The organism is Dyadobacter ginsengisoli DSM 21015 (assembly GCF_059568735.1).
In genome coordinates, this window is record NZ_JCANTY010000006.1 from 86318 (window position 1) to 112032 (window position 25715).

Here is a 25715-nt window from a genome sequence, read left to right on the forward strand (position 1 = left end):
TTAAAATGTTACTGATAAACCGAATGTGAAACCTTTCAGGATCGGGTAATTGTTGGCATTACCACTGTTGTTCTGGTTCGGGTTGTTCGTCGGATCATTGGATGGATTCAGAATAGCATCTGAACGACCGGTGTTTTCTACGTCGATGTCCTTCGTGATCTTGTAAAGGGGCGACCAGCCGAACAGGTTGTCACCCGACACATACACCCTGGCATTGCTCATCTTCAGTTTGCCGATGAGCGATTGCGGTAGGTTATACCCGATCTGGATGTTTTTCAGACGGATATAGGCGATATTCTGAATGTACTTCGTCTGCGCCTGTGAAAGCGAGCCCGATCCCTGCGCAATATACCCGCGGTAGCGAGGCAGGTAAGCGTCGGGATTATCCTCTGACCAGATATTACCCAGCTGCCATTTCGGGATCTTGTTGTACGGACGGTTGTATTGTCCCCAGAAATTGGCCGCTTCGGCGCCCGGGAACCAGTCCTGGTGGCCTACACCCTGAAAGAATGCAGAGAAGAAGAAGTTGTTCCAGTCGCCGGCCAGGTTGATCCCGTAGGTGTAGCGTGGCAACGAATTTCCGATGATCTTGCGGTCGCCGGGCTTGTCCACCGTGTTGTCGCCTACATCAATGAACCCGTCGTTGTTCAGGTCTTTGAATTTCAAATCACCGGGCAGCAGCTTACCTGAGCCGGAGGCTTTATAGGACAATTGCTTGGCGGAATTATTGACGTCGTCCGCCGATTTGAAATAACCGTCATTCTCGAAGCCCCAGATCTCACCCACACGCTGGCCGGAATAAGGGTCTGTCAGTTTGCGGGTAGGATTGTTGAACTGATCCACATGCGCGGTGTAGTCAGCCATTGTCAGCCGCACCGACCAGTTGAATGGCTTCGAACCTGCATTGAACTGATCTTTCCAGGTTAATGAGGCTTCCCATCCTTTGGTCGTCAGGTCGGCATAGTTTCCTTTGGGTACGTCGGTTCCGAAAACACCCGGCAGGGTCATGCCCAGGGTAAACATGCCTGTGGTTTTACGCTGGTAAATATCCCCATTGAAGGTCAGTTTGTTAGCGAACATCGAAAGGTCGATACCGAGGTCGGCAGTGCTGGAAGTTTCCCACGTGAGACCGTCAGGCAGTACAGTTGGCTGGCCGGTTTTTTGCGGGCGCACACCGTTCAGGATGCGGCCGGACTGGCTGATCCCGAAAGTTTCCTGGAATGCATAGGAGCTGATGTTACCATTTCCCAGCGAACCATAAGAGCCGCGCAGTTTCAGCTCCGAGACCAGTTTTGGAGAAACTTTCCAGAAGGGTTCCCGGGTCACGTGCCATCCAGCGGATACCGATGGGAAGAACGCAAAACGCTGGTTGGAAGGGAACTTGGAAGAACCGTCGTAACGGCCATTGAATTCGAGCAGGTATCTTTCCTTGAAAGAGTAGTTCAAACGGTAAAAACCACCCGCAATCGCCCATTTTTCCCAGCCGCCCCCCGTAGTGATGCTCTGACCGAGCGCAAGGTTGATGTCATTGGCGTCTTCGTAGATCAGACCGTTGCGTATGACCTGTAAGGCCTGGTATTTGGATTGCTCGTAGTTGAAACCCACCAATGCCTTAAAATAATGGTTCGTGCCCAGCTTGGGTTCAAATTCACTGTAAATGTTGGAAGCGAGATACTGCGTGGTACGATAGATGTTCTGCAGATCATTGGTGCTGGTACCGACGTACTCGATTATCCCCGGTTTACGGCTGTAAGGCACCGGTACGCGGCGACGATACTCATTATTATTGGTGTTTTGGAATGTAAAATCACCCTTCACACGCAGTACATCCCCGAAAAATTGACTCGCGAAGCTGGTCGTGTTCCTGAAAACACGCTTGTCGAAGTCGATACCATTGCGACCATACCAGAAATCACCCACCGAATACGCGGCAGAATAGGATAGCGTGCCATCGGGGTTGAACATCGGCGCCATGGTGTGGCCTTCATCCGAAATGTTCCGCCAGATCGACCCGCCTTCACCCACATTCAGCGGATTATGGTATTTCAATGAAGAAAAGTCCGCATTGTTCGAAACTTTGAGCCATGGATACAGCTGTACCGAACCTTTCACGCGGAGACTCATGGTGCGGTAATCATCCGAGTTATAGCGGAAAAGGCCGTCCTGACCAAAGTAGCGGCCCGTTACGAGCAAGTCGGCTTTGTCGCTTCCACCGGACACCGATAAGTTATGCTCCGTGGAGCTGGTGTTTTTCTTGTAAAGTTCTTTATACCAATCCGTGCTTTCGTAGTAAACATACTCACCCGTAACAGGGTCTACATCTGTCTTCGGCAGGCTGGGATCTTTGGAACGCCTTTCGAATTCCGCCAGGTAGGCGGGGGAGAATTTGACGGTTTTGTTAACGTTCTGAGGGGTTTGGGAATAGTCATTGGCTGCGCTCCAGGATTCGTTGAACATCTTGGCGAAAGTATAGCCGTCGGTCACGAAGTCGGGAACCGTCAGCGGGCTTTTAACCGAGTGGTTGACAGAGTAACTGACGGTCGTCCGGTCCTTAATAGGGTTTTTCGTTGTGATTAAAACCACACCGAATGCGCCGCGGGCACCATAAATAGCCGCCGAGGCTGCATCCTTCAACACCGATACGCTGGCAACGTCGTTCGGGTTGATCCGGCTTGGATCGCCTTCCACGCCGTCGATGAGGACCAATGCATTGCCACCCTGACCGATAGAAGTCGTACCCCGGATGTTGTACGTCGGCGATTGGGTCGGCTTTCCGTCGCCCATGGTCAGGTTCAGGTTGGGGATCATCCCCTGTAAGCCCTGCGCCAGATTGGGTAATGAACGGTTTTCCAGCACCTTGCTGGTTACCTGGTCCACAGCACCGGTTAGGTTGGCTTTCTTCTGCGTACCGTATCCTACCACGACCACCTCACTTAATGCCCTGGTGTCCGGTTTCATGGTAATATCGATCATCGATTGGCTGCCTGCCACCATCTCGATACTTTCATAGCCTACAAAACTAAAAATCAGGACCGACTCTGCATTTGGTACATTGATCCGGAATTCACCGTTTTCGTTTGTTGTCGTTCCCTGAGAGGTTCCTTTCACGACTACACTGACTCCCGGTAGCGCACCCGTTCCGTCAGAAGCGGTTATTTTTCCCTGGATAGTAAGTTCAACGGCATTTGTCAAAGTGCCGTGTGCCGCTTGATGCTTCATGTGCGTGAAGTCCCGGTTTGGCGCAGGATGGTCAGAGGCGTAGGTCATCCCCGGAAGCAGGGACACGGATAATAGATGCATCCATCCGACTCGAGAAGCTTTGGCCCAACGGATCGGTTTGGTACGGAGTGATGTTAGCATAAATGTTTCGGTAGATAAAAATTTCGGCAAAGGTATCGGGGGTGTTCATGAGGGGACTATTGCGCGCAGTTATCAATTTGTTAAAATGGCGGCGGGATGATAAACAAAAACTTAACAGAGATAGTGGTGTTGTTTTATCCTTCTAAAGAATATAAAAATGCCAAGTTGGTGGTTTCCGGAATCTTTCCGGGCGGGGATTGGTATGTCGTAATTGTAACCAGATCAAGCGGTTTTGTAGACTAAATATTAGAGGCTTAGGTGGTTTGGTTTTGTATCCGCTTTTATACCTTTGCCATAAACCAACCCTCAAATACTCGGTTTTTCTACGAAGTTTAAGTAAGGATGGGTTAACAGTCCCAAGGCTTTCTGGTGGACAGTTTGTAGGTTAATTGAAATTAAATAATTGGTTTTCAATTATTTAAATAAATTGATGTACCCGTCTGATCTTGCTTTCCGGGAGATAAAGCGAGATATTGTCATGAAATGAAAATACCCCTGAGCACATTATCCCGCGCATTGCTGATATGGACCATCCTTCTGGTTGTCATATTGGGCTCGTTTGTATTTGTGATATTGCTGACACGCGTCAAATCCAGAACGATTCGTGAGAACATTCAGGAACTTCAGAAGGATATGAATGGCTACCAAAAGATCGATACCTGTATCTCGATCTTGTATGTGGCCGAAAATAACAGCAGACTATTTATTATCACCCAGGATTCGAGCTACCTGAACGCATTTACTGATCAGCTTCAGACGGTTTCGGATATTCTGACCGAATTTGAAACCGAACGGGCCAACCGCTCGTCGGCGTTGTCGGGGCTTATTGAAAGCAAGCGGGAAAGCAATGACGAATTTATCCGGATGAAAATTCTGGTGGACAGCCTTTTATCGCTCTCGGTCCAGCGTAGTGAGCTTGATCAGCAGCAGGAAACAAAATCCGCCCGCCCGCCCGTACGGGTCAAAAAGACCTCGAAAGTCGATTCCGTGGTAGTAGCTGATAAGAAGAAAAAAAAGAAGGGCCTTTTGAAAAGGATTGCCGATGCGATTGCAAACAAAGGGGATGACCATGTGACCCAGGAAAGGACAAAAGTGATCATCGAGCGTGACTCTCTGATCACCTCCCGGCTACTTGCCCGGGAGCTTGACCTGAGCCGCTACGATGAATACAACCGGGTGCGAAAGCAGCTCAACGAGGCTGAACAGCGGTTGTTGTTCCTGAATGGAGAGTTATTTGCGAACTTGCAGTTGACGCTCAAGCGATTGAAGGCAAATGAGGAGCAAAAAGTGAAAATGTTCCGTAGTTCATTGCTGGCCGAGACGTCCAACGAGTTCGAAGAGGTGAACCGCCTGCTTTGGGGCGCCGCGATTGTAGTATTACTGATGACCATCATCATCATCAGGAACGTCCTGAAACTCTACCGGAACGATGCGACCATTCTCCGGTATGCAGCGCTGACAGCCGAGGCGGCCCAAAAGAAAGGGGAGTTTCTCGCACAGGTTACGCATGAAATCAGGACGCCGCTCAACGCCATTATCGGATTTTCGCAGCTGATTGAAACCGATCGGCTGGATGGGCAGGCCAAAGAAAGTGTGGAAGCGATCCAGAGTTCTTCCCGGATGCTGATAACGCTTGTCAATGAACTGCTCGATTTTTCCAAACTGGAACGCGGGAAACTGACTTTACAGTACCATGCTTTCAGCCCGGTCGAGTTGTTCAATGAGGTGATCAGTGTGCTGAGTGTTCTGGCAGATGAAAAACATATTGTGATCGAATCCAAACTGAGTATGTTGCAGGAATCGTGCCTGCAGGGGGACGAGTTCCGCATCAAGCAGGTGCTGATCAACCTGCTCAATAATGCGATCAAGTTTACACCCGCCCACGGGAAGATCGTCGTCGAAGCCATGCTGGAAAAGACCGATCAGCAAAAGAAGCTATTGAAATTCAGCGTGAAGGATTCCGGCATAGGCATTGCGCCACAGCATTTGAAGGTAATATTTGAAGATTTCAGCCAGGTGGGAGGCGTTGGTACGGCCCCAGGCAAGCAGGGAACAGGGTTGGGGCTGGCGATCTGCAAGCGGATCGTCGAGCTGCATGGTGGCAGCATATCGGTGGAAAGCATGATCGGTAAAGGTTCGGAGTTCAAAGTGGCCATTCCGATGAGCATTGCGGAAAAGATCAAAGAGAGACCTGCGCGAAAGGCAATGCCTGCTTCGCTTCCCAGGGATTTCAAGGGTAAAAAAGCGCTGGTAGCAGACGATACCAAACTGAATCTGGTCCTCATGGGCAGGTTCCTGGAAAAATACGGACTCTCGTTCGATCTGGTTACATCCGGGGATGAAGCGCTGGAACTGTTCGAGAAGCAGCCTTATGACCTTGTGATCACGGATATTCATATGCCGGGAATGGACGGGGTGGAACTCACGCGGCGCATACGCACACAGGCGGACGCAGACAAGGCAAGGACACCTGTGATTGGTTTTACAGGTGATTCGTCTGACCGCGACAAGCATTTCTACGCCGGTTTGGGCATTAACGGAGTACTCGGGAAGCCTTTTTCGGAAGGGGAGTTGCTGCTGCTGTTGGGGCAGGTCTTTTACCCGCGAGAGTATCCAGAGGGTAATCTGCCTGCGTAAGAGGTATCATTTGATTCGCATCCAGGTCCAACAGGGTTGCCTGATTTGGATCTCAAAGAAAAGGTTCTTAAAGGGACTCTACCGGATTTCGATCTGGGTCCAATAAGGCATGGAACGTTCGTTTTTGTCCAGGATAAACCGCGCTTCATATTTTCCCGGTTGTGCAGCCGCCGGAACCTTGTATACGCCATAATACACATACATAGAACCGTCAGCGTAGCACCAGTCTGCTTTGACTTCCGGTTGCAAACGAAGCGACTGACCTCCGGATTTTAGTTCTAGGTCGGGTAGAGGCTTGTTGGGGTCGATTGGCTTGCCGTATTGTCCTTCGAAAATGATGGGAAAAGGCATTGCGTATAATGTCTGGCCTTTATTGAGCGAAATTGGTTGGTGGCTGGTCGGAAATACCTGGAAGATCGGGCACTCTGCGAACCCGGACCACACGGCGCCCACTGAGGCTTTCACGGAATCCGCCGCAACCGGTTCAATGGATTTCCCAACTACTGCGTTGCCCTCATAGATGTTGAAGAGATACTGGTCATCGGGCAGGTCCTGAGGCAGTTCGAAAGCAAGGGTGCCGTAATCCAAAAACTTTGCATCATACCACCGCGGTGCTCCAAGGCGATCGTTGGATACCTGGACGCGATACTGATTTGCAGGAAAAAAGACGCCACCATGAATCCGCATGGTTTTTCCCTTGGTGATTGTTCTGAAAAGCTTCCGGTTCCAGTCAATCTGGGCGGATGTCTTCGATACCTTTATTTGCCGGATTTCGGGGAACTGGAATGTTTTGTCCCCGAGTGTGATACTGAGCAGCATCCGATCGGACTTTAAAAACTTCGAGCCCTCAGAAATGACCAGAGAGCCCGGGTTGAACCCGGCATATCCGGAACTGGTGACGTTTTGGGCAGGATCTTTCAGCACAGGGACTGCTTTTGTTTTTCCTCCGGGAGTTTCAGGAATCGATCCCAAGCCGGAAATGATTTTAAAATCCGCTCTGGCAGCCACATCCTGACCGTTGGGATAGAGCGTCAGTTCGGACGTGAGGATCGCTTTCAATGGCCCCTCGTGCTTGACGCATATCGTGTACCAGTTTTCTTTGGCGAATGCCACGTTGGTTTTGTACACCTTAAAGTCTTGCGGATAAGTCGCCCGGAAATAATATCTGATATGGTTTTTGATATACAATGCGCTGTCGCCGGGGTATTCCAGTTCCATGCCATCCCCGGGATTGATGTCCAGATCGAGGAGGTCGTCCGTAAAGCTCTCTGGCAGGATGACCTGAATAATGCGCCTGGTGGAATCGAGTTTCACTTCCGTCGCACCTTTTACTTTAATGGATTTGATAAACTCATCGTTGATAGACAACTCCTGCGGGTTTATTTCCTGTTCTTTTTTACACCCGAGAAGGAAAATCAGTTGTAGAATCAGGCAAAAGGAAATTCTTTTCATGGCTGGTTTTGATTATTGGGAGGAGCATTGAATTAAGCAGATATTAAGTGTAACAATTTATATAATATCTGACTAATATTTAACTGGTTACTTAAATAATATCGGATAGATGGGTTAAAATGAACGGATTACCAGCTTTTGCCTGATATCAGGCACGTATCAAAACTGCTTTCCGGCTATGGCAAAAACAGATTTCAAATCCGTTGACGAATATCAGGACACCTTTCAGGGGCCCAAAAAGGAGCGCTTACAGGCAATCAGGGATATTATCCGGGATGTTGCTCCCGATGCAGAGGAAGTTATCAGCTATCAGATCCCCGCATACAAACACTTTGGTTTCCTGGTCTACTATTCGGCAGCAACGCAGCACATTTCCTTGTCTTATCCATTCAGCGAGGCGTTGCTCGGTGAATTCAAAACGGACCTGGCTAAATACAAGGTGAGTAAATCGGCCATTCAGTTTCCCGACAAGGACCCATTGCCGGTTGACCTGATCCGACGGATCGTAACGTTCAGGGTAAAGGAAAATGAACTGGCGGCTGCGTCGAAGCCTAAGAAGAAGTAATGACGGAGTTGTGTATAGGAGGCGTTGCTCAGTATGACGTTTCTCAGTAATGTGGCTAAGCGCAGTCAGTTTTCGGACGCTGGCGCGGCGGTATTTTTGGATGGATAATCATCACTCATTCATACCATTATGCCGCATACTTTTCATATCCCGGTCCTTGGACTCGGATACTCCATCGATACCCCCATTAAAGTTGCCAAATACGGCATTTCCTCGGTTGCCTCGATCGTCGACGACGAGCTCATTGAGCGTATGCGCGTGCATTATGCACACCAGCGCGGGGAGGACGACAGCCCGATCCCCAAAGGCACGCCTGACTACCGGAGCCGCAGAATCACGGGTTACCTGGACTTAATGCACAGGATCGTTTGCGAAGATTTTGATTTGCTCAAAAAGCAGCCGTTCGGAAAAGACAATGACCTGGCCCGTTATTTCAGCCTCTTACCTGCGGACTCGGAGGTGAAGAGGCGGCACGATGCCATGCTTGCTTTACCCGAAGGTATGCAAAAGGAGCAGGAGGCTGCCGCGATCCGTGAGCGGATGGTGCCTGGCAGTATCGACGTCAATATTATGTCGAAGGTAGACAAGATGAACCTGGATGCGGAGGGAAACCCGCTGGCCGAGATCTACACCGATGCTCTGGCTGCGCTCAGGGGGTTTGCATTGAGTACATTGCAGTCATCCATGATCCTTTCCGCGGGAATGAATCCGAGGCTGTACAGCTACCTGGAAAGGTTTGAAGACTTTTTTCCTGATGAAACGGGTGTTATGAAGAAAAAGCTGATCCTGAAAGTCAGCGATTATCGCTCTGCGTTGATCCAGGCAAAGTTTCTGGCCAAAAAAGGGATATGGGTGTCGGAATTCCGGATCGAATCGGGGCTGAACTGCGGCGGGCACGCATTTGCCACGGAAGGCAACCTGCTGGGACCCGTTCTCGAAGAATTTAAACTGAGGCGTACCGAAATGTTCACCGAACTGCTTGCGCTTTATGAACCGGTGCTGGAAAACAAGGGCGTCCGGCTCTCGCGGGTGCCCCGCATACGCATTACCGTGCAGGGAGGCATTGGTACCGCCGCCGAAGATCGCTTCCTGCTCGAACATTACGGGATCGAAGCTACCGGATGGGGTAGTCCGTTCCTGCTGGTACCGGAGGTGACCAATGTCGACGACGCTACATTGCAGAACCTGTCTGCCGCAGAAAGCGACGCCTACTATGTAAGCGATTCCTCACCACTCGGTGTGCTTTTCAATAACTTCAGGGACAGCAGCGCCGAAAAGCAACGGTTGGAAAGGATCGGGAAGGGGCGGCCAGGCAGTCCGTGCAACAAGCGGTACCTGGTTTCCAATACGGAATTTACGAAAGAGCCGATCTGTACCGCGTCGAGGCAATACCAGCAATTGAAAATCAGGCAGTTGATGACCATGGAGCCAAGACCGGCGGATCTGGAGACGCAGATCGAAGCAGTGACAGAAAAGCTTTGTCTGTGCGACGGGCTGAGTACTGCGGCATTGATCAAAAATAACCTGATCAGACCGAGGGAGAACAAGGTCGTTGCGATTTGTCCGGGGCCTAACCTGGCCTGGTTTTCAGGTGTTTATTCGCTGGATGAGATGGTAGGGCATATTTACGGGAAAATAGATCTGCTTGCCAGGAACCTGCGGCCCAATATGTTTATCAATGAACTTAACCTGTACGTGGATTACCTCAAAAAGGATGTCGAACGGCACACCACCCAGCTGAACGAGAAGAAGGCGAAGTATTTTTCAAAATTCCGCGGAAACTTGCTGGAAGGGATCAGTTACTACAAAAAACTGATCCCCGAGATCAGCAATCAGACGGTGGCTTACCGGCAGGAGATGATGGCGCAGCTCCAAGCCATCGAAAACAGGCTGGCAGGGATTTAATTCCGCATCCTGGCCAGTTTTTCATATTCAAGCACGGTGATCAGGCTACCTTTCATATCGACCAGACGTTCGTCTTTGAAATCTGAAAGCGTCCGGATCACCGTTTCGGTAGCAGTACCCACCATGGACGCAATGTCCTCCCGGGTTACAGCCATCGAAAATGGCTTGGAACGGTCTTCCTGGTAGCGCTGAACCAGCATGACCAACGCCTGCGCAACCCTTTTCCTTACAGAATTATAGGCAAGCTGTAAAAGCCGCTCCTCCCGGTCTTTGATTTCATTGGAGAGCATCCGAATAAATTTCGACGCCACTTCACGGTTGCCTTGAAGAAGGTTGAAAAAATCATCTTTCGGGATCATCGCCACCTCCGATTTTTCCAATGCAATGGCGGTTTCCTCGTATGGCTCGCCCTGCAGCAGATCCAGATAACCAAAGAAATCACCCTCCTTGTGCAGATCGGTAATATATTCCTTGCCGTTCTCATTGGATTTGTAGGCCTTCACCTTTCCTTTTTGCAGGAAAAACAGGTGGGACGGGAAACTTCCCTCGGTATAAACGGTCTCTTTTTTACGCAACACTTTCACTTTCTTGTCCTCCGCGAGTTTTACGATGGGGTCAAACGACTGCGCTTCCCGGATGAACTGATCGAGGCCGTCGGCGGATCTTTCAAACTGTCGTTTGAGACGGTCGCTCTTTTTCAATCGCATTTCCACGGCATTGAGCAGCTCCACGTCGTCGTAGGGTTTGGTCAGATAATCGTCCGCGCCCATCGTCATGCCTTTCCGGTAATCTTCTTTTTCCGCTTTAGCTGTGAGGAAGATGAAAGGGATTGAGGCGGTGCGCTCATCTTTACCAAGCATATGCAGGACCCCATAGCCGTCGAGTTCGGGCATCATGATATCACAGATGATGAGGTCGGGCGTGGTTTGGGCGGCCTGCTGCATTCCCTCCTTTCCGTTTTTGGCTGTGATTACTTCATAGTTAGCCAGTTCGAGTATTTCGGCTGTATTCTCCCGCATTTCGGGATTATCCTCGATCAAAAGTATTTTTCTGGTTTCCAAAATGGGTTGAGTTTGATTTAAGGCTCTGTTTTGGCTTGGGAAGGTTCCCGGTTGGGTAATTCGACGCAAAAGGTTGTCCCCCGGCCGACTTCACTGTGAAAGCGGACGGACCCTCCCATGAGATCGATGTATTTCTGGACGATATTCAGTCCCAGCCCCGTTCCCTGTGCATTGCCTGCATTGTGTGCACGGAAGAAGCGGTCGAAAATATGGGCCTGATCCTGCTTTGGAATGCCGATTCCCTGGTCTTCGATGTCAATGCTGACCATGCCGGGAATGGTTTTGATCCGCAGGAAAATAAGTTTGCCGGGCTCTGAATATTTGATGGCATTGGAAAGCAGGTTGAAAAGGACATTCCGAAGCAACTGCTTATCCAGCCAGGCATTCTTTTCTCCCTGATAATCGAATACGATCTGCTGGTTTTCCTTGCAGAGACCTTTGATCTCCTCAATCAGGTTACGGCAGAATTCCGGTAATTCGGTCAGGACTGTAATGCTGTGTACGCGACCCTCTTCCAGTTTGCCGATGGATAGGAAGTCGTTCAGGATTTCGGTCAGGTTGGTGACCGTGGATTTGATTCGCAGCACGTGCTTTTGACGTTTTTCTTCATCTTCCGTCCGGGCGTAGCGGCCAATCAGCGAGGCCGAGGACAGGATGGTCGCCAGTGGGGTACGGAATTCATGCGAAGCAATGGTCACGAACTGACTTTTCATATTGTTCAGCTCCCGTTCCTTTTTGAGGGCTCTTACCACCTCTTCCTGGGAAAGTTCGATCCTCCTGATGGCCGCGGCCAGTTCTTCGGTACGCCGCTGCACCCGCTCTTCCAGTTCCGCATTCAGTTTCTGGATTTCAAGATTGGCCTCGATAATGCGGTTTTCCTGTTTCTTGCGTTCGGTGATGTCAATCACAAAGCTTACTACAAATTCACCATCGCTGGTTTTGAATGGGCTCAGGCTTACTTCTACCGGAAATTCGCTTCCGTCTTTACGGCGTGCAAAAAGATCCATCGCATGACCCATGCCCCGTGCACGCGGTGCTTTAAGATACTGATCGCGGTAGCCGACATGGTTTCCTGAAAACCGCTGAGGAATGAGCGTTTCGATCTTTTTTCCGATCAGTTCCTGGTCGCCGTAAGCGAAAAGCTCCTTGGCTTTAGGATTTAACATTACAATACTGGCCTGCTTGTCCACCACCACGATCCCTTCGGTTGCGTGCTTGAACAGGGCATCCAGCATTTCGATATGCCGTGTCATCACCTGGGTATGAATTAAAATATCCGTATCAAACATACCAAGGTACAGGACAGAGGTGAACACCGCAAGAATTCATACTTAAACCGTCTGACTGAAAAGGCTGGTCTGGGGAATTTCGGCCCACAGACGCGCGTCGAACGCCATGCAGATATTCCGGACAAACGCCTTGCCTTTTTCAGTGACTTTCAGCCGGAAAGGCTCCACCTCCACCAGGTCGTCAAACTCCATTTCCGACAGTCGCTCGATAGCCTGGTATACTTCGGCACAAACTTCCGAAGTGGATGCCCACGATGTTTCGAACGTCGTCATCAGGCGTAGGATATGCCTGCGCAGGATGAGATCTTCTCGGGTGAGCTCATGCCCCCTGAAAATCGGGAGCTCGTTTTGGGCCAGCAGCCGGTAGTAATCCTCCACTTTCTTTTCGTTCTGGGCATATCCCTGCCACGAGTCCCCGATCGCGGAAGCGCCGAGGCCGATCAGCAGTTGCGTGCGGGTGTCGGTGTACCCCATGAAATTCCGGTGCAGGCGTCCTTCTTCACTGGCCTTGCAAAGCTCGTCGGTTTCCAGTGCGAAATGGTCCATGCCGATGTCCTGGTAGCCAGCCAGTTCCAATGCATTGCGGCCGGTTTCATAAATGGCCATCTTCTTGTCTGCGTCTGGCAGGTCGCTTTCGGTATAGTTTCGTTGACCGGGCTTAATCCAGGGCACGTGTGCATAGCTGTAAAAGGCAATGCGGTCGGGCTTGAGTTTGATCACCCGCAGCATGGTCTGCATCATATAGCAGGCTTTCTGTTGAGGCAAACCATATACAATGTCATAATTAACGGACGTATAGCCAATCTCGCGGGCCTTCCGTGTCAGATGAACGACCTGCTCGTAGGTCTGATGCCGGTTGATCATCGCCAGCACAATCGGGTTGAAATCCTGTACGCCGATACTGATCCGTCTGAACCCGGCGTGATAGAGCGCATACAAATGTTCGTCGGTCGTATTGCCCGGATGTGCTTCGAAACTGAACTGCGCACGTGGATGGACAGCCGTTTTGGCGAGTAATCCGCCGACGAGGCGGGAGAGATTGGCCGGGCTGAAAAAAGTAGGCGTGCCGCCACCCAGGTGCAGCTCCCGGATCACCGGCTTGCTTTCGCCGAACAGAGCACAATACATGCCCCATTCTTTCAGGACCGCATCGATGTATTTATTTTCAACGGCGTGATTGACAGTGATCCGCGTGTTACAGCCGCAGTAGGTGCAAAGGCTCTCACAAAAAGGCAGGTGAACATAGAGACTAATGCCTTCCCGATCGTTCGAAACGGCGATGGCATCCTGAACGAGTTCTTTCCATCGTGCCTCCGCGGGCGGTGTTTTCTGCCAGTAAGGAACGGTAGGGTAGCTGGTGTACCGCGGTCCGGGAATATTATATTTGAACAGCAGGTCCTTGTCCATGATCAAAGTTTTGATGTAGATGATAAATCAAAACTAGCCAGGCGGGGCAGGTTAAAACATGATCTTCGTCATACGGAAAACAGACTTCTAGCCGGCTTTGAGATAGCTCCATCCTTCTTGTTGCAGGATCACCAGTTCGGCAATGCCGGATGGGATCACTTCGATGCCGTCGATGAGCCATGCAGGCTCCGTGTTGTTGGCTACCAGCATGTTATGGCATGCTCCGATGCTGACGCCCCGGGCAAGCAGCATGACAATTTCCTCTTCCAGCGCATTGCTGTCGCGGACACAAAAGGGCATAGAGGCACCGTGGCAAACGATCCGTACATCGACCTGATCATGCAAATGGGCCATCAGGTTGCCGATCTGACGTAATGTACTCTGGTAAACTTTCGGATCGGATGAAGTGAGCTGAATAATGGCTTTATAGTTTTTCATGCCCGAAAGGTAAGACACATGGCGGAAGCGGTCAAGGGTTCGGCATGCGCACATGTTTCCCGATCGGGCAGTTGGCGGAAAGTAGCCCGTAATGAAACAGCGATCGTTTATTACGGATTGCTTTTCAACGATTAAGTAACATTGCGTCCCTAGCGGCAGATCGTCATGCCCGCGTCGGGTTTGGCGTATTCTGCATAAGTGGTGGTCACACCGCGCACCACAAGCCATAGGCCCGCTACTGCTACCAGTATGGGTGTAAGCTTCCGGATCCTGGTCCGCAATGCAGGCGTGAATCGTTGCCCGGCAATGCCTAATGCAAGCATCGCAGGCATCGTACCCAGCCCGAAGAGTGCCATAAAAAGCCCGCCACCCCAGGTGCTGCCCGTGGCAGCGGAACTCATGAGTGCCATGTATACCATCCCGCAAGGGATAGCACCATTGAAGGTTCCCAGCAAAAGCATGCTCCCTATGCTGTTTTTTTTCAGGTACAAACCGATTTTTTTTCTGATCTGTCCCACAAGGCGCTGCCAGAAAGCGGGCATATGCAGCTGCTGTTCCAGGCCGGACGGCCACAGCACATAACCCAGCATCGCCAGCCCGATGGCGATCGATGCATAGCGAAGTACGCCCAGCCATTCCAGTGACGCCCCCACCGTGCCGATCACCATTCCGAACGCTGCGTACGTAAGCGCGCGTCCCGTATTGTATGCGAGCATACCCGCTACCTGCTGTGCGCGCGTGCCCTTGTGTACGGGCAGCGCGAGCGCGATGGGACCGCACATGCCCACACAGTGAAAGCTGCTGATAAACCCCATGGAGATGGCGAGATACGGCAGGACGATGATCATGATTAATGGTTCGTATGGTCTATCACCACTACACCCTCGTTCCAGTAAGTTTCACTGCCGGCGCGCCAGTCGACCTGAACTTTGTACCTGCCCACGGGGATCTGCGTCAATGCGAGCGCCTGCTCACCGCTCACCGGCCTGACAGCAAACTGGCGGTCGTTGCGGTCGTCCGAAGGGCAATACATCCGGATCTGGCCGGTAATGGACGAGTCTTCGAATGCCGAAGGGTAGCGGATATGCAAGCCGGTTGTGGTTACTTCCCAGGATAGCGGCTCAGCCAGGGCGGCCGCACGTTGTTTCTTATCGATCTTGCCCTGGAATTTCAGTTCTTCCTCATAGTAATGATCTGTTACGAGGTCAATTTTCTGTCCTGCGCTCATACCGACGAGCAGCAGGATCATGACTACAAAACCGACGTACAATGCGGCAATGCCGGCTCCCCAATTCATTTTCATGGTTGTTGTCTTGAATAATGGTTGAATCTTTTCATTCTTCGGGTGCGATGAATGTCGTTTCAAAACCTTCCAGTCTTTGGTTCCCCTGGTAAACCGAAAGATTGAGTGTCGTCTTGCGGTTTTTCAATCCGGATTTCGGAATAATGATGAAGACCGTTCCCTCTGACATCCCCGCGGCTGCCAGCGTCAGATCAGGGGATCCGGCGAAGTGCAGCTTACCGTGCGGGGTGTCGAGGCGTATGGAGGGTTTAATGGTTCTATTGGTTTTGTTAAATATCTTGAATGTATACAAGTTGCTGATCGTGCCGTCGGGATTCTCGATGTAACGGCTGCCTGGCGCACGAAATAGTGTCGTTTGGGTGTCGTTTCGCGTGGCGAATACAAAGCCGAGCGCCGACCATAACAGCAGCAGGACAGTCGCATAGCCCCATGTGCGGAGTGTCACTACTTTGGCCGTTTTTTTACTGATGGCATTCTCGGACGTGTAACGGATCAATCCCTGCGAAAAACCCACCTTATCCATGATCGAGTCGCAGGCATCTATGCAGGCTGTGCAGTTCACACATTCCATTTGCGTGCCGTTACGGATATCAATACCGGTTGGGCATACCACCACGCATTGAAAGCAATTGACGCAATCGCCTTCGGTACGGTCACTGCCTTTGTGCAACTTGCCCCTCGGTTCGCCGCGTTCGTGGTCGTAGGCCACATTAATGGAGTTGCGATCAAGCAATACACTTTGCAGACGTCCGTAAGGGCAAACCACGGTACAAGCCTGCTCGCGCAGCCATGCGAAGTTCCAGTAGAAGACGCCCGTGAAAATAACGATCCCGGAAAAGAGCCCTGTGTGGTCGGCGATGGGTTCGGAGACAATCTTGTACAGTTCATCGGTTCCCACCACGTAGGCCAGCAGTAAATTGGCGATGGCAAATGATACGATCAGGAAAAGGCTGTATTTCAATCCCTTTTTCAGAACCTTATCGGTCGTCCAGGGTGCTTTATCCAGTAGCTTTTGCTTGCCGGCATCCCCTTCGATCGCATATTCGATTTTCCGGAAAACCATTTCCATAAAAACCGTCTGCGGGCACGCCCAACCGCACCATAACCTGCCGAAAACAGTGGTAAACAGTACAATGAAAACGAAGAACGATAGCATCGTGAGCCCGAAGAGCCAGTAATCCTGAGGTCCGATGAAAATACCAAAGATGATGAATTTCCTTTCCAGCACATTCAGCAGGACCAGCGGCTGCCCATTGACCCGGATAAATGGCGCAATGAACAGCAACGCGATGATGGCAATGCTAAAAGCGACGCGCCGGTTATGCCATTTGCCTGTGGGACGTTGCGGATAAAGCGGGCGGGTTTCCTGAGGCTTTCTGCTTTCTTCGCCCGAGGGTTGTTGGCTATTGCCGGATGTGGGGCGGTGTTCAATAGCCGGGTTCCGTTTCGGGGGCCTGTTGTCGCCGATGGATGTAGATTCCATATCGTTTGGATTTATGTCGTCATCTCATTGCGCGGCCGACAGTCGTTCGCCGACAGCCGATATCTGATCCGCCAGTTCTCCCTGCGGTTCTTTCGCATTCGCTGGCTTGGTGCCTTTCAGGGAAAGCACGAAGCTCGCTACTTTCTGAATATCGGTCGGAGAGAGCTGTTTTTCCCAGGAGATCATCCCTTTTTCAGGTACCCCGTATTTAATTACCTTGAACACATTGTGGATACCACCCCCGTGGAGCCAGTATTCGTCCGTAAGGTTGGGGCCTACCGAGCCGCCGCCTTCGGTACCGTGGCAGGCTGTACATTTTTCTTGGAAAATCTTCTTGCCCTGGTCGATGCCTGCGTTGTCTGTCAGCAAAGCCACCGAGTTCTCGTCCATGCTGGCACCGACTTTTTCCATGTAGGCCTTCTTTTCGGCTTCGGCAGAGGCAATCTCCTTGTCCAGTTCTGCGATCTGCATATCACCCAGTCCGCCGAAATAGTAGATTGAATAAATGATCGCGAAAACGATGGTTGCGTAGAACAACGATTGTAGCCAGGGCGGCATCCGGTTATCGAGTTCCTGGATACCATCGTAGTCGTGGCCGTCGATGAGAATCTGTTTCTCGTCGTGTACCGCGACGCTGATTCCCCTGAATTTTTTCCACCAATGCGCACTGAAAACGTGCGTAGGCTCCCGATGCGCTGCCTGGGCCGTTTTGCTGAGCAGGTTCATGGCCGATGCCAGCAGGATCGCCAGCTGGATAATGATAAAAAGTAGGGCGCCGAGCACCACATACAGGATCAGGTCGAGTTCGGTGATGGCCCGCACCGGTTCACTGTCCTGGGCGGATGCCGGCAATGTGGCGAATCCCAGCACGAGCAGCGACAGTAGTCCTTTACGTACTATGCCGTCGTTTAGAGGAATGTTTCGCATTTTATCGAGTTTCCTTTTATCCAACCCCCATACATAAATGAGCAGCCCGACGAAGAAGACAAAAAAGATCAGCAGGGATATGAGCGGGTAAATGCCAACACCCGCGATGGTTTCGAGATAATTCCGGAATTTCATGAGAGTCAATGACTGAATGAGTGAATGTTTGAATGAGCCGCTGTGGAATTTTTAGTGACTGAATGGGGGAATGAGTGAATTCATGAACAATGTTTATTCGGTCGTTCACTCATTCATTCACTCACTCATTTTTTAATATCGGTTCCCATTCGCTGCATATAGGCGATCAGCGCGATGATCTCTTTGTTGGCCGCCGTTTTGATGCCGCTTTGCTTCAACCGCTCCTGGATTTCCTTTTCCTGTTTCACCAGATCTGCATTGGCTTTGTCCTCAAAACCTTTTTCATAAGGCACACCGAGCGTTTGCATCGCCTTGATTTTGGCCTTCGTAGTGGTCGTATCCAGGTCGTTTTCCAGCAGCCAGCCGTAGCGCGGCATGATGGAGCCGGGTGACATGCTGGTAGGGTCTTCCATGTGGTTGTAATGCCAGGAGTCGGGGTATTTGCCGCCTATGCGGTGCAGATCGGGACCGGTGCGTTTGGAGCCCCATTGATGCGGGTGGTCATATACAAACTCGCCCGATTTGGAATACTCCCCGAACCGCTCGATCTCGGACCGGAACGGACGGATCATTTGCGTGTGGCAGACATAACAGCCTTCCCGCACATAAATATCGCGGCCTTGCAGTTCCAGTGGCGTATAAGGTTTCACGCTGGCAATGGTAGGTACATTGGATTCAACCAGAAATGTCGGGATCATTTCGATCATCCCGCCGATGGCTACCACCACAAGCGAGAAAATGGTGAGTGCCAATGGTTTGCGCTCCATGAGGCGACGGTGCCAGTATTCGCTTTTTTCAGCATGCCAGATTGCGCTCAATGGCATTGCTTTGGCGGTTTCGGTGGCCACAAGCTTGCCTTTCAGGGCGGTCATCCAAAGGTTATAGATCATCACCACAAAACCGACCAGATACAACGTGCCACCCACACCACGCAGGAAGTACAGGGGTTTCAATGCAGTAACGGTTTCCAGGAAGTTGGGGTATTTCAAAAGGCCCTCCTGCGTAAACTCTTTCCACATTGAACTCTGTACCCAGCCGGCCCAGTACATCGGGATCGTGTAGAAGATGATGCCCAGTGTGCCGATCCAGAAATGGAAATTGGCAGCTTTGGTCGAGTACAAGGGGCGGTTGTAAAGTCTGGGGAAGAGCCAATACAAAATTCCGAAAGTAAGGAATCCGTTCCAGCCCAGCGCGCCTACGTGCACATGCGCTACGATCCAGTCGGTATAGTGGGCGATGGCATTGACATTCTTAAGCGAAAGCATCGGCCCTTCGAAAGTCGCCATACCATAGGCGGTGATGGCCACGACCATGAATTTCAGCACCACATCTTCCCGCACTTTGTCCCATGCGCCGCGCAGGGTCATCAGCCCGTTCATCATCCCGCCCCATGACGGCGCGATCAGCATGATGGAAAACACCGTTCCGAGCGTCTGCGCCCATTCGGGCAACGCGGTATAGAGCAAATGGTGCGGCCCGGCCCAGATGTAAAGGAAAATCAGTGCCCAGAAGTGTACAATGGACAGGCGGTAGGAATAGATCGGCCTGTTGGCAGCTTTGGGTAGAAAATAGTACATCAGACCCAGGTAAGGGGTCGTCAGAAAGAAAGCCACCGCATTGTGGCCGTACCACCATTGTACCAATGCATCCTGCACACCGGCGTACACCGGGTAGCTTTTCATGAATGAGATCGGCAGCTCGATGCTGTTGACCACGTGCAGCATGGCGACGGTCACAAAAGAGGCAATGTAGAACCACACCGCCGCGTAAATGTGCTCGACGCGCCGGTTGACGGTTGTCATGATGATGTTGACCAGTGCAGATACCCACACGATGGCGATGGCGATATCAAAAGGCCATTCGAGTTCGGCATATTCTTTGGAAGTCGTAAAGCCCATCGGCAGGGAAATCGCCGCGCCGAGAATAATAGCCTGCCAGGCCCAGAAGTGAAAACGGCTGAGCGCGGGACTCCATATCGGTGTACGCAACACCCGCGGAACGGAATAATAAAGGCCGGTGAAAAAGCCGTTTCCAACAAATGCGAAGATCACCGCATTGGTATGCAGCGGTCGTATCCGGCTGAAAGTCAGGAAAGGCAGGTCCATGTTCAGGTCTGGGAAAACCAGCTGCATCGCAGCCAGCAGTCCAACGAGCATGCCAATGAGCCCGAACAGAATAGTGGCGATGGCAAAATCCCGGACGATCCTGTTGTCGTATTGAAATTCATCCAACTCAACGGAGGCCAGGTCCGGATGTGGAACGTTTGACATAATTTAATGGGGATAAATGGTAAAATCAGTTCAGGTGGTGGGTATCAGAAGTTTATTTCTTTTCGGAATCATCCAACAGGATGCGCACGGAAGGCGTGTAATCGTCGTCGTAATGTCCCTTTCGGACCGACCATATGAATGCGCCCAGAAAGCCCAGCGCTACCAGCAGGCTGGCGATGATCAGGAGATACAATGCGCTCATGATGAGGAAAGAATTAGGTGATTTGATGATTCAAAACTACCGGCGGGACGATTGGCAAAAGATGACGGGAGGTGCTACCGGATTATGACATTGGTCAGGATTTAAGCCACCTCCGTGCGGCCAGATTACTGGCGGCGGTTGTGAACACCACGATGGTAATGGAACTGAGCGGCATCAGGATCGCAGCGATCACGGGCGAAAGCTTCCCTGCGACGGCAAATGACAGGCCGACGATGTTGTAAAGCAATGAGATCGCAAAGCTCTGCCGGATAATGCGCTGGCCGCTGCGTGCGAGGTGCATGTAGCCTGGTAGTTTGCCGAGTTGGCTGCCTTCGACGATAGCGTCACAGGACGGCGAAAAGTTGTTAATGTCGTCGGACACCGCCAGTCCGACCTCGCTTTGCCGCAAAGCCCCGGCGTCGTTCAGCCCGTCGCCTACCATAAGCACGCGATGCCCCTGCTGTTGTAGTTTTTTAATGAAATCCAGTTTCTGCTGAGGCTTTTGATCGAATAGCAATAGGGCATCGGGGCCGAAAAGAGGGGTGAGCATCTCTCGGTCCGTTGGTCTGTCCCCCGAGAGCAGATAGGTTCGGATGCCCGCCGAGCGAAGTGCTTTCAGCGTTTCCGTCAGCTCCGGCCGGTACTTGCTGCGGATCGTGAAATGACCTTTAATAACCCCGTCCATTGCCACGAATACCTGGCTCGACTGCGCTGCATGATCAGTGGGAAGACCGCCAACCCATTCCGCAGAGCCTATCCTGATTTCCCGGTTTCCCCAGCATGCAAGCATCCCTTTTCCGCTGGTTTCGGAAAATCCGGTGAGCACGCGCCGGCTTGCGTGAACATGTGCGAGATGCGTGGCAATAAGCCGGCTTAACGGGTGTGACGACTGGCCGACGATGGTTTTGATAATCACAAGGTCTTCTCCGGTAGCAGGTTGTCCTGTGTAGTCAATGTCCGCGTCGTTGGGTACGGTAATGGTGCCTGTCTTGTCAAAAACCACGGTGTCGATATGAGCAAGCCTTTCAATGCTCCCGGCATTTTTGGGGTAGAAGCGGTTGCGGCTGAAAACGCTCAGCAGGTTTCCGTTCGTAAATGTCGACGAAAGCAGCAATGCGCATGGACAGGCCACCAGCAGGGTTGTCGTGAAAGCCAGGAAGGCAGTTTCCGGATCTTTAAACGCAACGGACCAGACCGCGAATGTGAGGATGGCGATGCCGAGGACAACGAGGGAAAAGTACCTGTTAATACGGGCCGCAAGTGTACGGTTCGCATCTTCCTTTTCCCGGACAAAAGCCTGGTTGTTCCAAAGTTGGGTCAGATAACTTTGGGATACTTCGCGAAGCACCTCCAGCTCAATAGCAGCGCCCTTTTGTTTGCCGCCCGCATAAACGGTGTCACCCTTTTTTCGTTCGACAGGCTGCGATTCGCCGGACACGAAGCTGTAATCGATCATTGCGACGGGACTCTGCAAAACAGCGTCGGCCGGGATCAGTTCCTCGTTGCGAACCAGCATGCGATCGCCAGGATGCAGGTCTGTAATGGGTTTTCGGATTTCCTGGTTGCCATCCGACACGGAGACCGCGATCGGGAAATACGATTTATAATCGCGGTCGAACGAGACGCCCGCATAGGTTTTGTCTTGAAAATAGCGCCCTACCAGCATAAAGAACACGGCTCCTGCGAAAGAGTCGAGGTAGCCCGGACCGCTTTGCGTGGCCAGCTGGTAAACGCTGATCAGGAAAACACAGGATAATGCGAGGGCAATAGGGGCGTCGATGTTCAGGTAACGGCCTTTCATCGCCGACCATGCCGATTTATAGAAATCTGCCGCACAGTAGAACAATACCGGTAAGCTCAGCGCGAGGTTCAGGACGCTGAATAATGTGCGGAGGTTTTGGTCGGAGGTATTTTGCCCGAGGTGAAAGTATTCGGGAAAGCTCAGCATCATGATGTTCCCGAATGCAAAGCCCGCGATGCCGATCTTATACAAGCGGGTCCGATTCCATTTGCCTGCCTTATTGCCGGCCAGATCTTCCATGCTCAGGTATGGCTCATATCCGATCCGTGCCAGCAAAGCGGCCAGTTCGCTCAGGCCCAGCTTTGGGGCGTCGAAAGTAATCCTGACTTTCTTTTCCGGAAAATTAACCACAGAACTTCTCACCGCCGTATCGAGCCGGTAGAGGTGTTCGAGTAGCCAGATGCACGAACTGCAATGCATTTTCGGAATATGCCAGTACACCGCCGTGAGCTGACCATCCGTGAATTCGATCATCTTGTCCCGGACTTCGGGCAGGTCGAGGTGGTCGTACTTTCCTTTGTAGAACGACATGTTGGGCGAAATGCCTTGTGCGCCATCGATGGTGTAATACTGGCACAAGTCACTTTCTTTCAGCAGGTCGTAAACCGTCACACAGCCTTCGCAGCAGAATTCATGCTGGTCGGCATGGAGTACTTCGTCGCGGCATTCTTCCCCGCAGTGGTAGCAGATGTGACGGGTATCGGGAATGGCCTGTGGGGCCGTAATTATGCTCATGGTCATGATAGCTTAACCTTTTGCCAAAATTGAGGCAAACGGCCAGGGCGAAGGATGACCGGCGCATGGTCCGAAATATGACTTTCGTCAGCACTAACCGCCGGTTTCAACCGGCGGAGATAGCATGGCGTGTAAGAGGAAGTATCACCGTTTCAAAACCTGCGGGATCCCGACCTTTCGCGTAGAAGCGGCCGCGGCATTGATGCCCAGGTTTTTCATAATGTCCGAAGTGAGGTTGGATGTGGAGTCGCGCGCGTAGAGTACTACTGGCCAAAGGTCTCCGCCATCGGGGTTGAGGTCCATCCGGAGCAGGAATGCGTAGCCTTTTTGCCGACCGGCGAAGATGATCGCCTCGTTCACCTTCTGTTTTATGGGTTCGAATTTTTTGGAATAGTAGTCGCGGAGCTGCGCCATCGAGTTGGTTTCAAAGTCCTCGTAGGATTTCTTGAGGTTTTCGAGTTCTATGGCTTTATCGCGTAAAATCGCCTGGTCGGCCTTACTGGCCACGAGCTTATCGAATGCCTCCGATTTGGTTTTGAATTCTTCGTACTTGCCTTTCAGGATCTTGTCGTATTGTTCGCTTTTCACGACAATCTCCTCATTGAGTTTTTTGAACTCGGGCATATTCTGAAGAATGTGCTGCTGATCGACATAGCCGATCTTCTGATCAGATGATTGACCGAAGCTGATCCCTGCGCCCGTGAGAACGAGCAGCGTAAGTACAAGTAATGTTCTCATTTCGAAAGGTTTGTTTGATGGTTTTGAGGTATATTGCAACAACGGTTACATATCGATTCTGTTGTCTTAAAAATGTAAAAAACGATCACATAACTGTAAGCAGCATGCGGGATAAAAACATTTAGCACCGGCATAGCGCCGACTTTCTCCCAATTTTCGGAAATTGCAGGCTCCTAAACCTTTCCGACACATCGTTCCCGAAAACCCACATAGTACCGACGAAGCATTGCTTTCCCTAATGCAAACGGGCGATAGTGAAGCTTTTGCAGCATTGTACCGCAAATACTGGCGGAGGCTCTTTGATGCGGCCTACCGGCGGCTCATGCTGCGGGAGGAATCCGAGGAAATCATACAGGAGATTTTTATCGATCTCTGGGCCAAGCGCGAAACACTGCTGATCTCGGTGTCGCTCGAAGCATACCTTTTCGGGGCACTGCGGTACAGCATTTATAACCTCATCCGTTCACGCAAAGTCAGGGAGGCATATTTCGAACACCTTTTACAACTCCCGGAAGCCGCGGGCAATCCCATCGAAGACCGTCTTCACTACGAAGAACTGGCACGGGCGCTGGAAGCCAGTGTTGCCAATCTGCCAGACAAACTGCGTAAAGTGTATGTTTTAAGCAGAAAGCAGAATTTGACCTACAAGGAGATCGCATTACAGGAAAATATTCCCGTAGATACCGTTGAAAAGCAAATGGGAAGAGCATTGAAAATTCTGCGCGAAAATCTTAAAGACTTTGCGTGGGCTGGTATCGTATTGGAAATTTGGGATTTATATATCAAATAAAAAAATGACCGGTTCCGTGGCGGTAACCGGCCCGCAGTGTTACTATTAAGAGGGAAGAAGCATATCGACGAATGGACAAGGACCGCTTGCTGTATTTATTGGAAAGGGAAAAGACCGGTGAAAACTCGGCAGCCGAGAAGAAGGAGCTGGACGATTGGTATCAATCGCCGGAAGGACGCCCGGCATTTACGGACGGCTTGTCGGATCCGGCTCTGTCGGCGCTGGAAGAGAAAATGTGGTCGGAAATACAGGAAGAGGGAAGTAATGTGTCCGAGTTGCTGGTGGAAATCAGCCGGAGGTCGTTCATGGGATACTGGACCCGGATCGCGGCAACGGTATCGATTCTGGTTATCGCCGGGATCGGTATTTACCTCTTCCGCCAGTTCAATGGCGCGGTCGTGGAAAGGACCGGCTTTGGTGAGACGCGCGTCATCAGCCTGCCCGACGGCTCAGAGGTGACTTTGAATGGGAATTCAACACTCTCCTATGATGCGCAATGGACCAATTTACGGGAGGTACATTTGGAAGGAGAAGCTTTTTTCAAGGTTGTTCATACGGCAAGCCACAGTAAATTCAGGGTGCGTACGGATTCGGATTTCAGCCTGGATGTGCTGGGGACGCAGTTTAATGTGAGTAAGCGAAAAAGTGGTACCCGCGTGGTGCTCAATGAAGGGAAAGTGCAATGCAACCTGGGTGGTCCGGCACATAACGCATTGATCCTCAAACCGGGTGAAATGGTGCAATTCGCGGAAAAGCCGTCGGATTACGTCAAGGAACGCGTCGAAGCCTCGGCATATTCCGCCTGGAAAGATCATAAACTGATATTTAATAATACTTCACTACGCGAAATCGTGGTGCTGTTGCAGGATACCTACGGCCTCGAAACGGAGGTCAGCGAACCTGATCTGCTCAGCAGGCAAATCTCGGGTTCCGTCCCGACGGACAATGTCGGACTATTGCTGGAAGGTATCGCAGAGGCATCGGCCGTATCCATCCAAAGAGAGGGCAGCCACCTGACCGTCCGGCCCAAATCTAACTAAACATTCTTTCCCCGGCAGACGCATCAATATTGGTGTTTACTTAATATTTTTATTTATTAAGTATTGGGAATAACATAGTTTCATATCTTAATTTCTCGCTCAAAATACTTTTTGAAGGGTATTCCAGCATTTTTTAGGGATGATTTCGAAAAAAGTTCACACGCTCGTGGCGGTAGT

At 51.2% G+C, this 25715-nt stretch carries 19 protein-coding genes; 5 read left to right on the forward strand and 14 right to left on the reverse strand.

The annotated features are described in order from the left end of the window. Nucleotides 1–3219 carry a SusC/RagA family TonB-linked outer membrane protein gene (locus BP71_RS22210; protein ID WP_496383298.1) on the reverse strand — a complete coding sequence of 1073 codons (3219 nt, stop codon included), beginning with the start codon at nt 3217–3219 and terminating at the stop codon, nt 1–3. Between the two features lie 624 nt (nt 3220–3843). Here BP71_RS22210 and BP71_RS22215 point away from each other — a divergent pair. Beyond that, nucleotides 3844–5997, forward strand: coding sequence for a hybrid sensor histidine kinase/response regulator (locus BP71_RS22215; protein ID WP_496383300.1), 2154 nt, complete (start codon nt 3844–3846; stop codon nt 5995–5997). Between the two features lie 78 nt (nt 5998–6075). Here the strand turns inward: BP71_RS22215 and BP71_RS22220 are convergent, their stop codons facing one another. Beyond that, nucleotides 6076–7449 (reverse strand): hypothetical protein, encoded by a 1374-nt coding sequence (locus BP71_RS22220; RefSeq protein ID WP_496383302.1) that lies wholly within the window; start codon nt 7447–7449, stop codon nt 6076–6078. Between the two features lie 178 nt (nt 7450–7627). On the opposite strand from BP71_RS22220, the gene BP71_RS22225 reads away from it, so the two are divergent. Continuing rightward, complete coding sequence (locus tag BP71_RS22225; RefSeq protein WP_496383304.1) at nt 7628–8014, forward strand: iron chaperone; 387 nt, start codon at nt 7628–7630, stop codon at nt 8012–8014. 129 nt (nt 8015–8143) lie between these two features. Continuing rightward, nucleotides 8144–9919, forward strand: coding sequence for a hypothetical protein (locus BP71_RS22230; protein ID WP_496383306.1), 1776 nt, complete (start codon nt 8144–8146; stop codon nt 9917–9919). Here BP71_RS22230 and BP71_RS22235 read toward each other — a convergent pair. The 12 genes from BP71_RS22235 to BP71_RS22290 form a co-directional block, all read right to left on the reverse strand. Continuing rightward, on the reverse strand, nt 9916–10980 hold the full coding sequence (locus tag BP71_RS22235; protein WP_496383308.1) for a response regulator: 1065 nt from the start codon (nt 10978–10980) through the stop codon (nt 9916–9918). The two genes, BP71_RS22230 and BP71_RS22235, sit on opposite strands and share 4 nt — an antisense overlap. 17 nt (nt 10981–10997) lie before the next feature. After that, nucleotides 10998–12233: a PAS domain-containing sensor histidine kinase gene (locus BP71_RS22240; RefSeq protein ID WP_496383310.1), complete on the reverse strand. Its 1236-nt coding sequence runs from the start codon at nt 12231–12233 to the stop codon at nt 10998–11000. A 78-nt stretch (nt 12234–12311) separates the two neighbouring features. Then, nucleotides 12312–13676 carry an oxygen-independent coproporphyrinogen III oxidase gene (gene hemN, locus BP71_RS22245; RefSeq protein ID WP_496383312.1) on the reverse strand — a complete coding sequence of 455 codons (1365 nt, stop codon included), beginning with the start codon at nt 13674–13676 and terminating at the stop codon, nt 12312–12314. 87 nt (nt 13677–13763) lie between these two features. After that, complete coding sequence (locus tag BP71_RS22250; protein WP_496383314.1) at nt 13764–14114, reverse strand: DsrE family protein; 351 nt, start codon at nt 14112–14114, stop codon at nt 13764–13766. 149 nt (nt 14115–14263) lie between these two features. Then, nucleotides 14264–14962: a sulfite exporter TauE/SafE family protein gene (locus BP71_RS22255; RefSeq protein WP_496383316.1), complete on the reverse strand. Its 699-nt coding sequence runs from the start codon at nt 14960–14962 to the stop codon at nt 14264–14266. Between the two features lie 2 nt (nt 14963–14964). Next, entirely contained in the window at nt 14965–15417 is a 453-nt protein-coding gene (locus BP71_RS22260) for a FixH family protein (protein ID WP_496383318.1), read from the reverse strand. A gap of 31 nt (nt 15418–15448) precedes the next feature. Continuing rightward, the gene (gene ccoG / locus BP71_RS22265; protein WP_496383320.1) at nt 15449–16900 is read right to left on the reverse strand and encodes a cytochrome c oxidase accessory protein CcoG; all 1452 of its coding nucleotides are present in this window, start codon (nt 16898–16900) and stop codon (nt 15449–15451) included. A gap of 24 nt (nt 16901–16924) precedes the next feature. Further along, nucleotides 16925–17962, reverse strand: coding sequence for a cbb3-type cytochrome c oxidase N-terminal domain-containing protein (locus BP71_RS22270; protein ID WP_496383322.1), 1038 nt, complete (start codon nt 17960–17962; stop codon nt 16925–16927). Between the two features lie 125 nt (nt 17963–18087). Further along, the gene (gene ccoN, locus BP71_RS22275; RefSeq protein WP_496383324.1) at nt 18088–20232 is read right to left on the reverse strand and encodes a cytochrome-c oxidase, cbb3-type subunit I; all 2145 of its coding nucleotides are present in this window, start codon (nt 20230–20232) and stop codon (nt 18088–18090) included. 52 nt (nt 20233–20284) lie between these two features. Next, the gene (gene ccoS / locus BP71_RS22280) at nt 20285–20434 is read right to left on the reverse strand and encodes a cbb3-type cytochrome oxidase assembly protein CcoS (RefSeq protein ID WP_295928930.1); all 150 of its coding nucleotides are present in this window, start codon (nt 20432–20434) and stop codon (nt 20285–20287) included. A 94-nt stretch (nt 20435–20528) separates the two neighbouring features. Continuing rightward, entirely contained in the window at nt 20529–22970 is a 2442-nt protein-coding gene (locus BP71_RS22285; RefSeq protein WP_496383326.1) for a heavy metal translocating P-type ATPase, read from the reverse strand. 144 nt (nt 22971–23114) lie between these two features. Beyond that, nucleotides 23115–23708 (reverse strand): OmpH/Skp family outer membrane protein, encoded by a 594-nt coding sequence (locus tag BP71_RS22290; protein ID WP_496383328.1) that lies wholly within the window; start codon nt 23706–23708, stop codon nt 23115–23117. A 163-nt stretch (nt 23709–23871) separates the two neighbouring features. Here BP71_RS22290 and BP71_RS22295 point away from each other — a divergent pair, with 163 nt between their 5' ends. Both BP71_RS22295 and BP71_RS22300 read left to right on the forward strand, forming a co-directional pair. Beyond that, nucleotides 23872–24498 (forward strand): RNA polymerase sigma-70 factor, encoded by a 627-nt coding sequence (locus tag BP71_RS22295; protein WP_496383330.1) that lies wholly within the window; start codon nt 23872–23874, stop codon nt 24496–24498. 71 nt (nt 24499–24569) lie between these two features. Continuing rightward, nucleotides 24570–25538, forward strand: coding sequence for a FecR family protein (locus BP71_RS22300; RefSeq protein ID WP_496383332.1), 969 nt, complete (start codon nt 24570–24572; stop codon nt 25536–25538). Nucleotides 25539–25715: the final 177 nt, after the last annotated feature.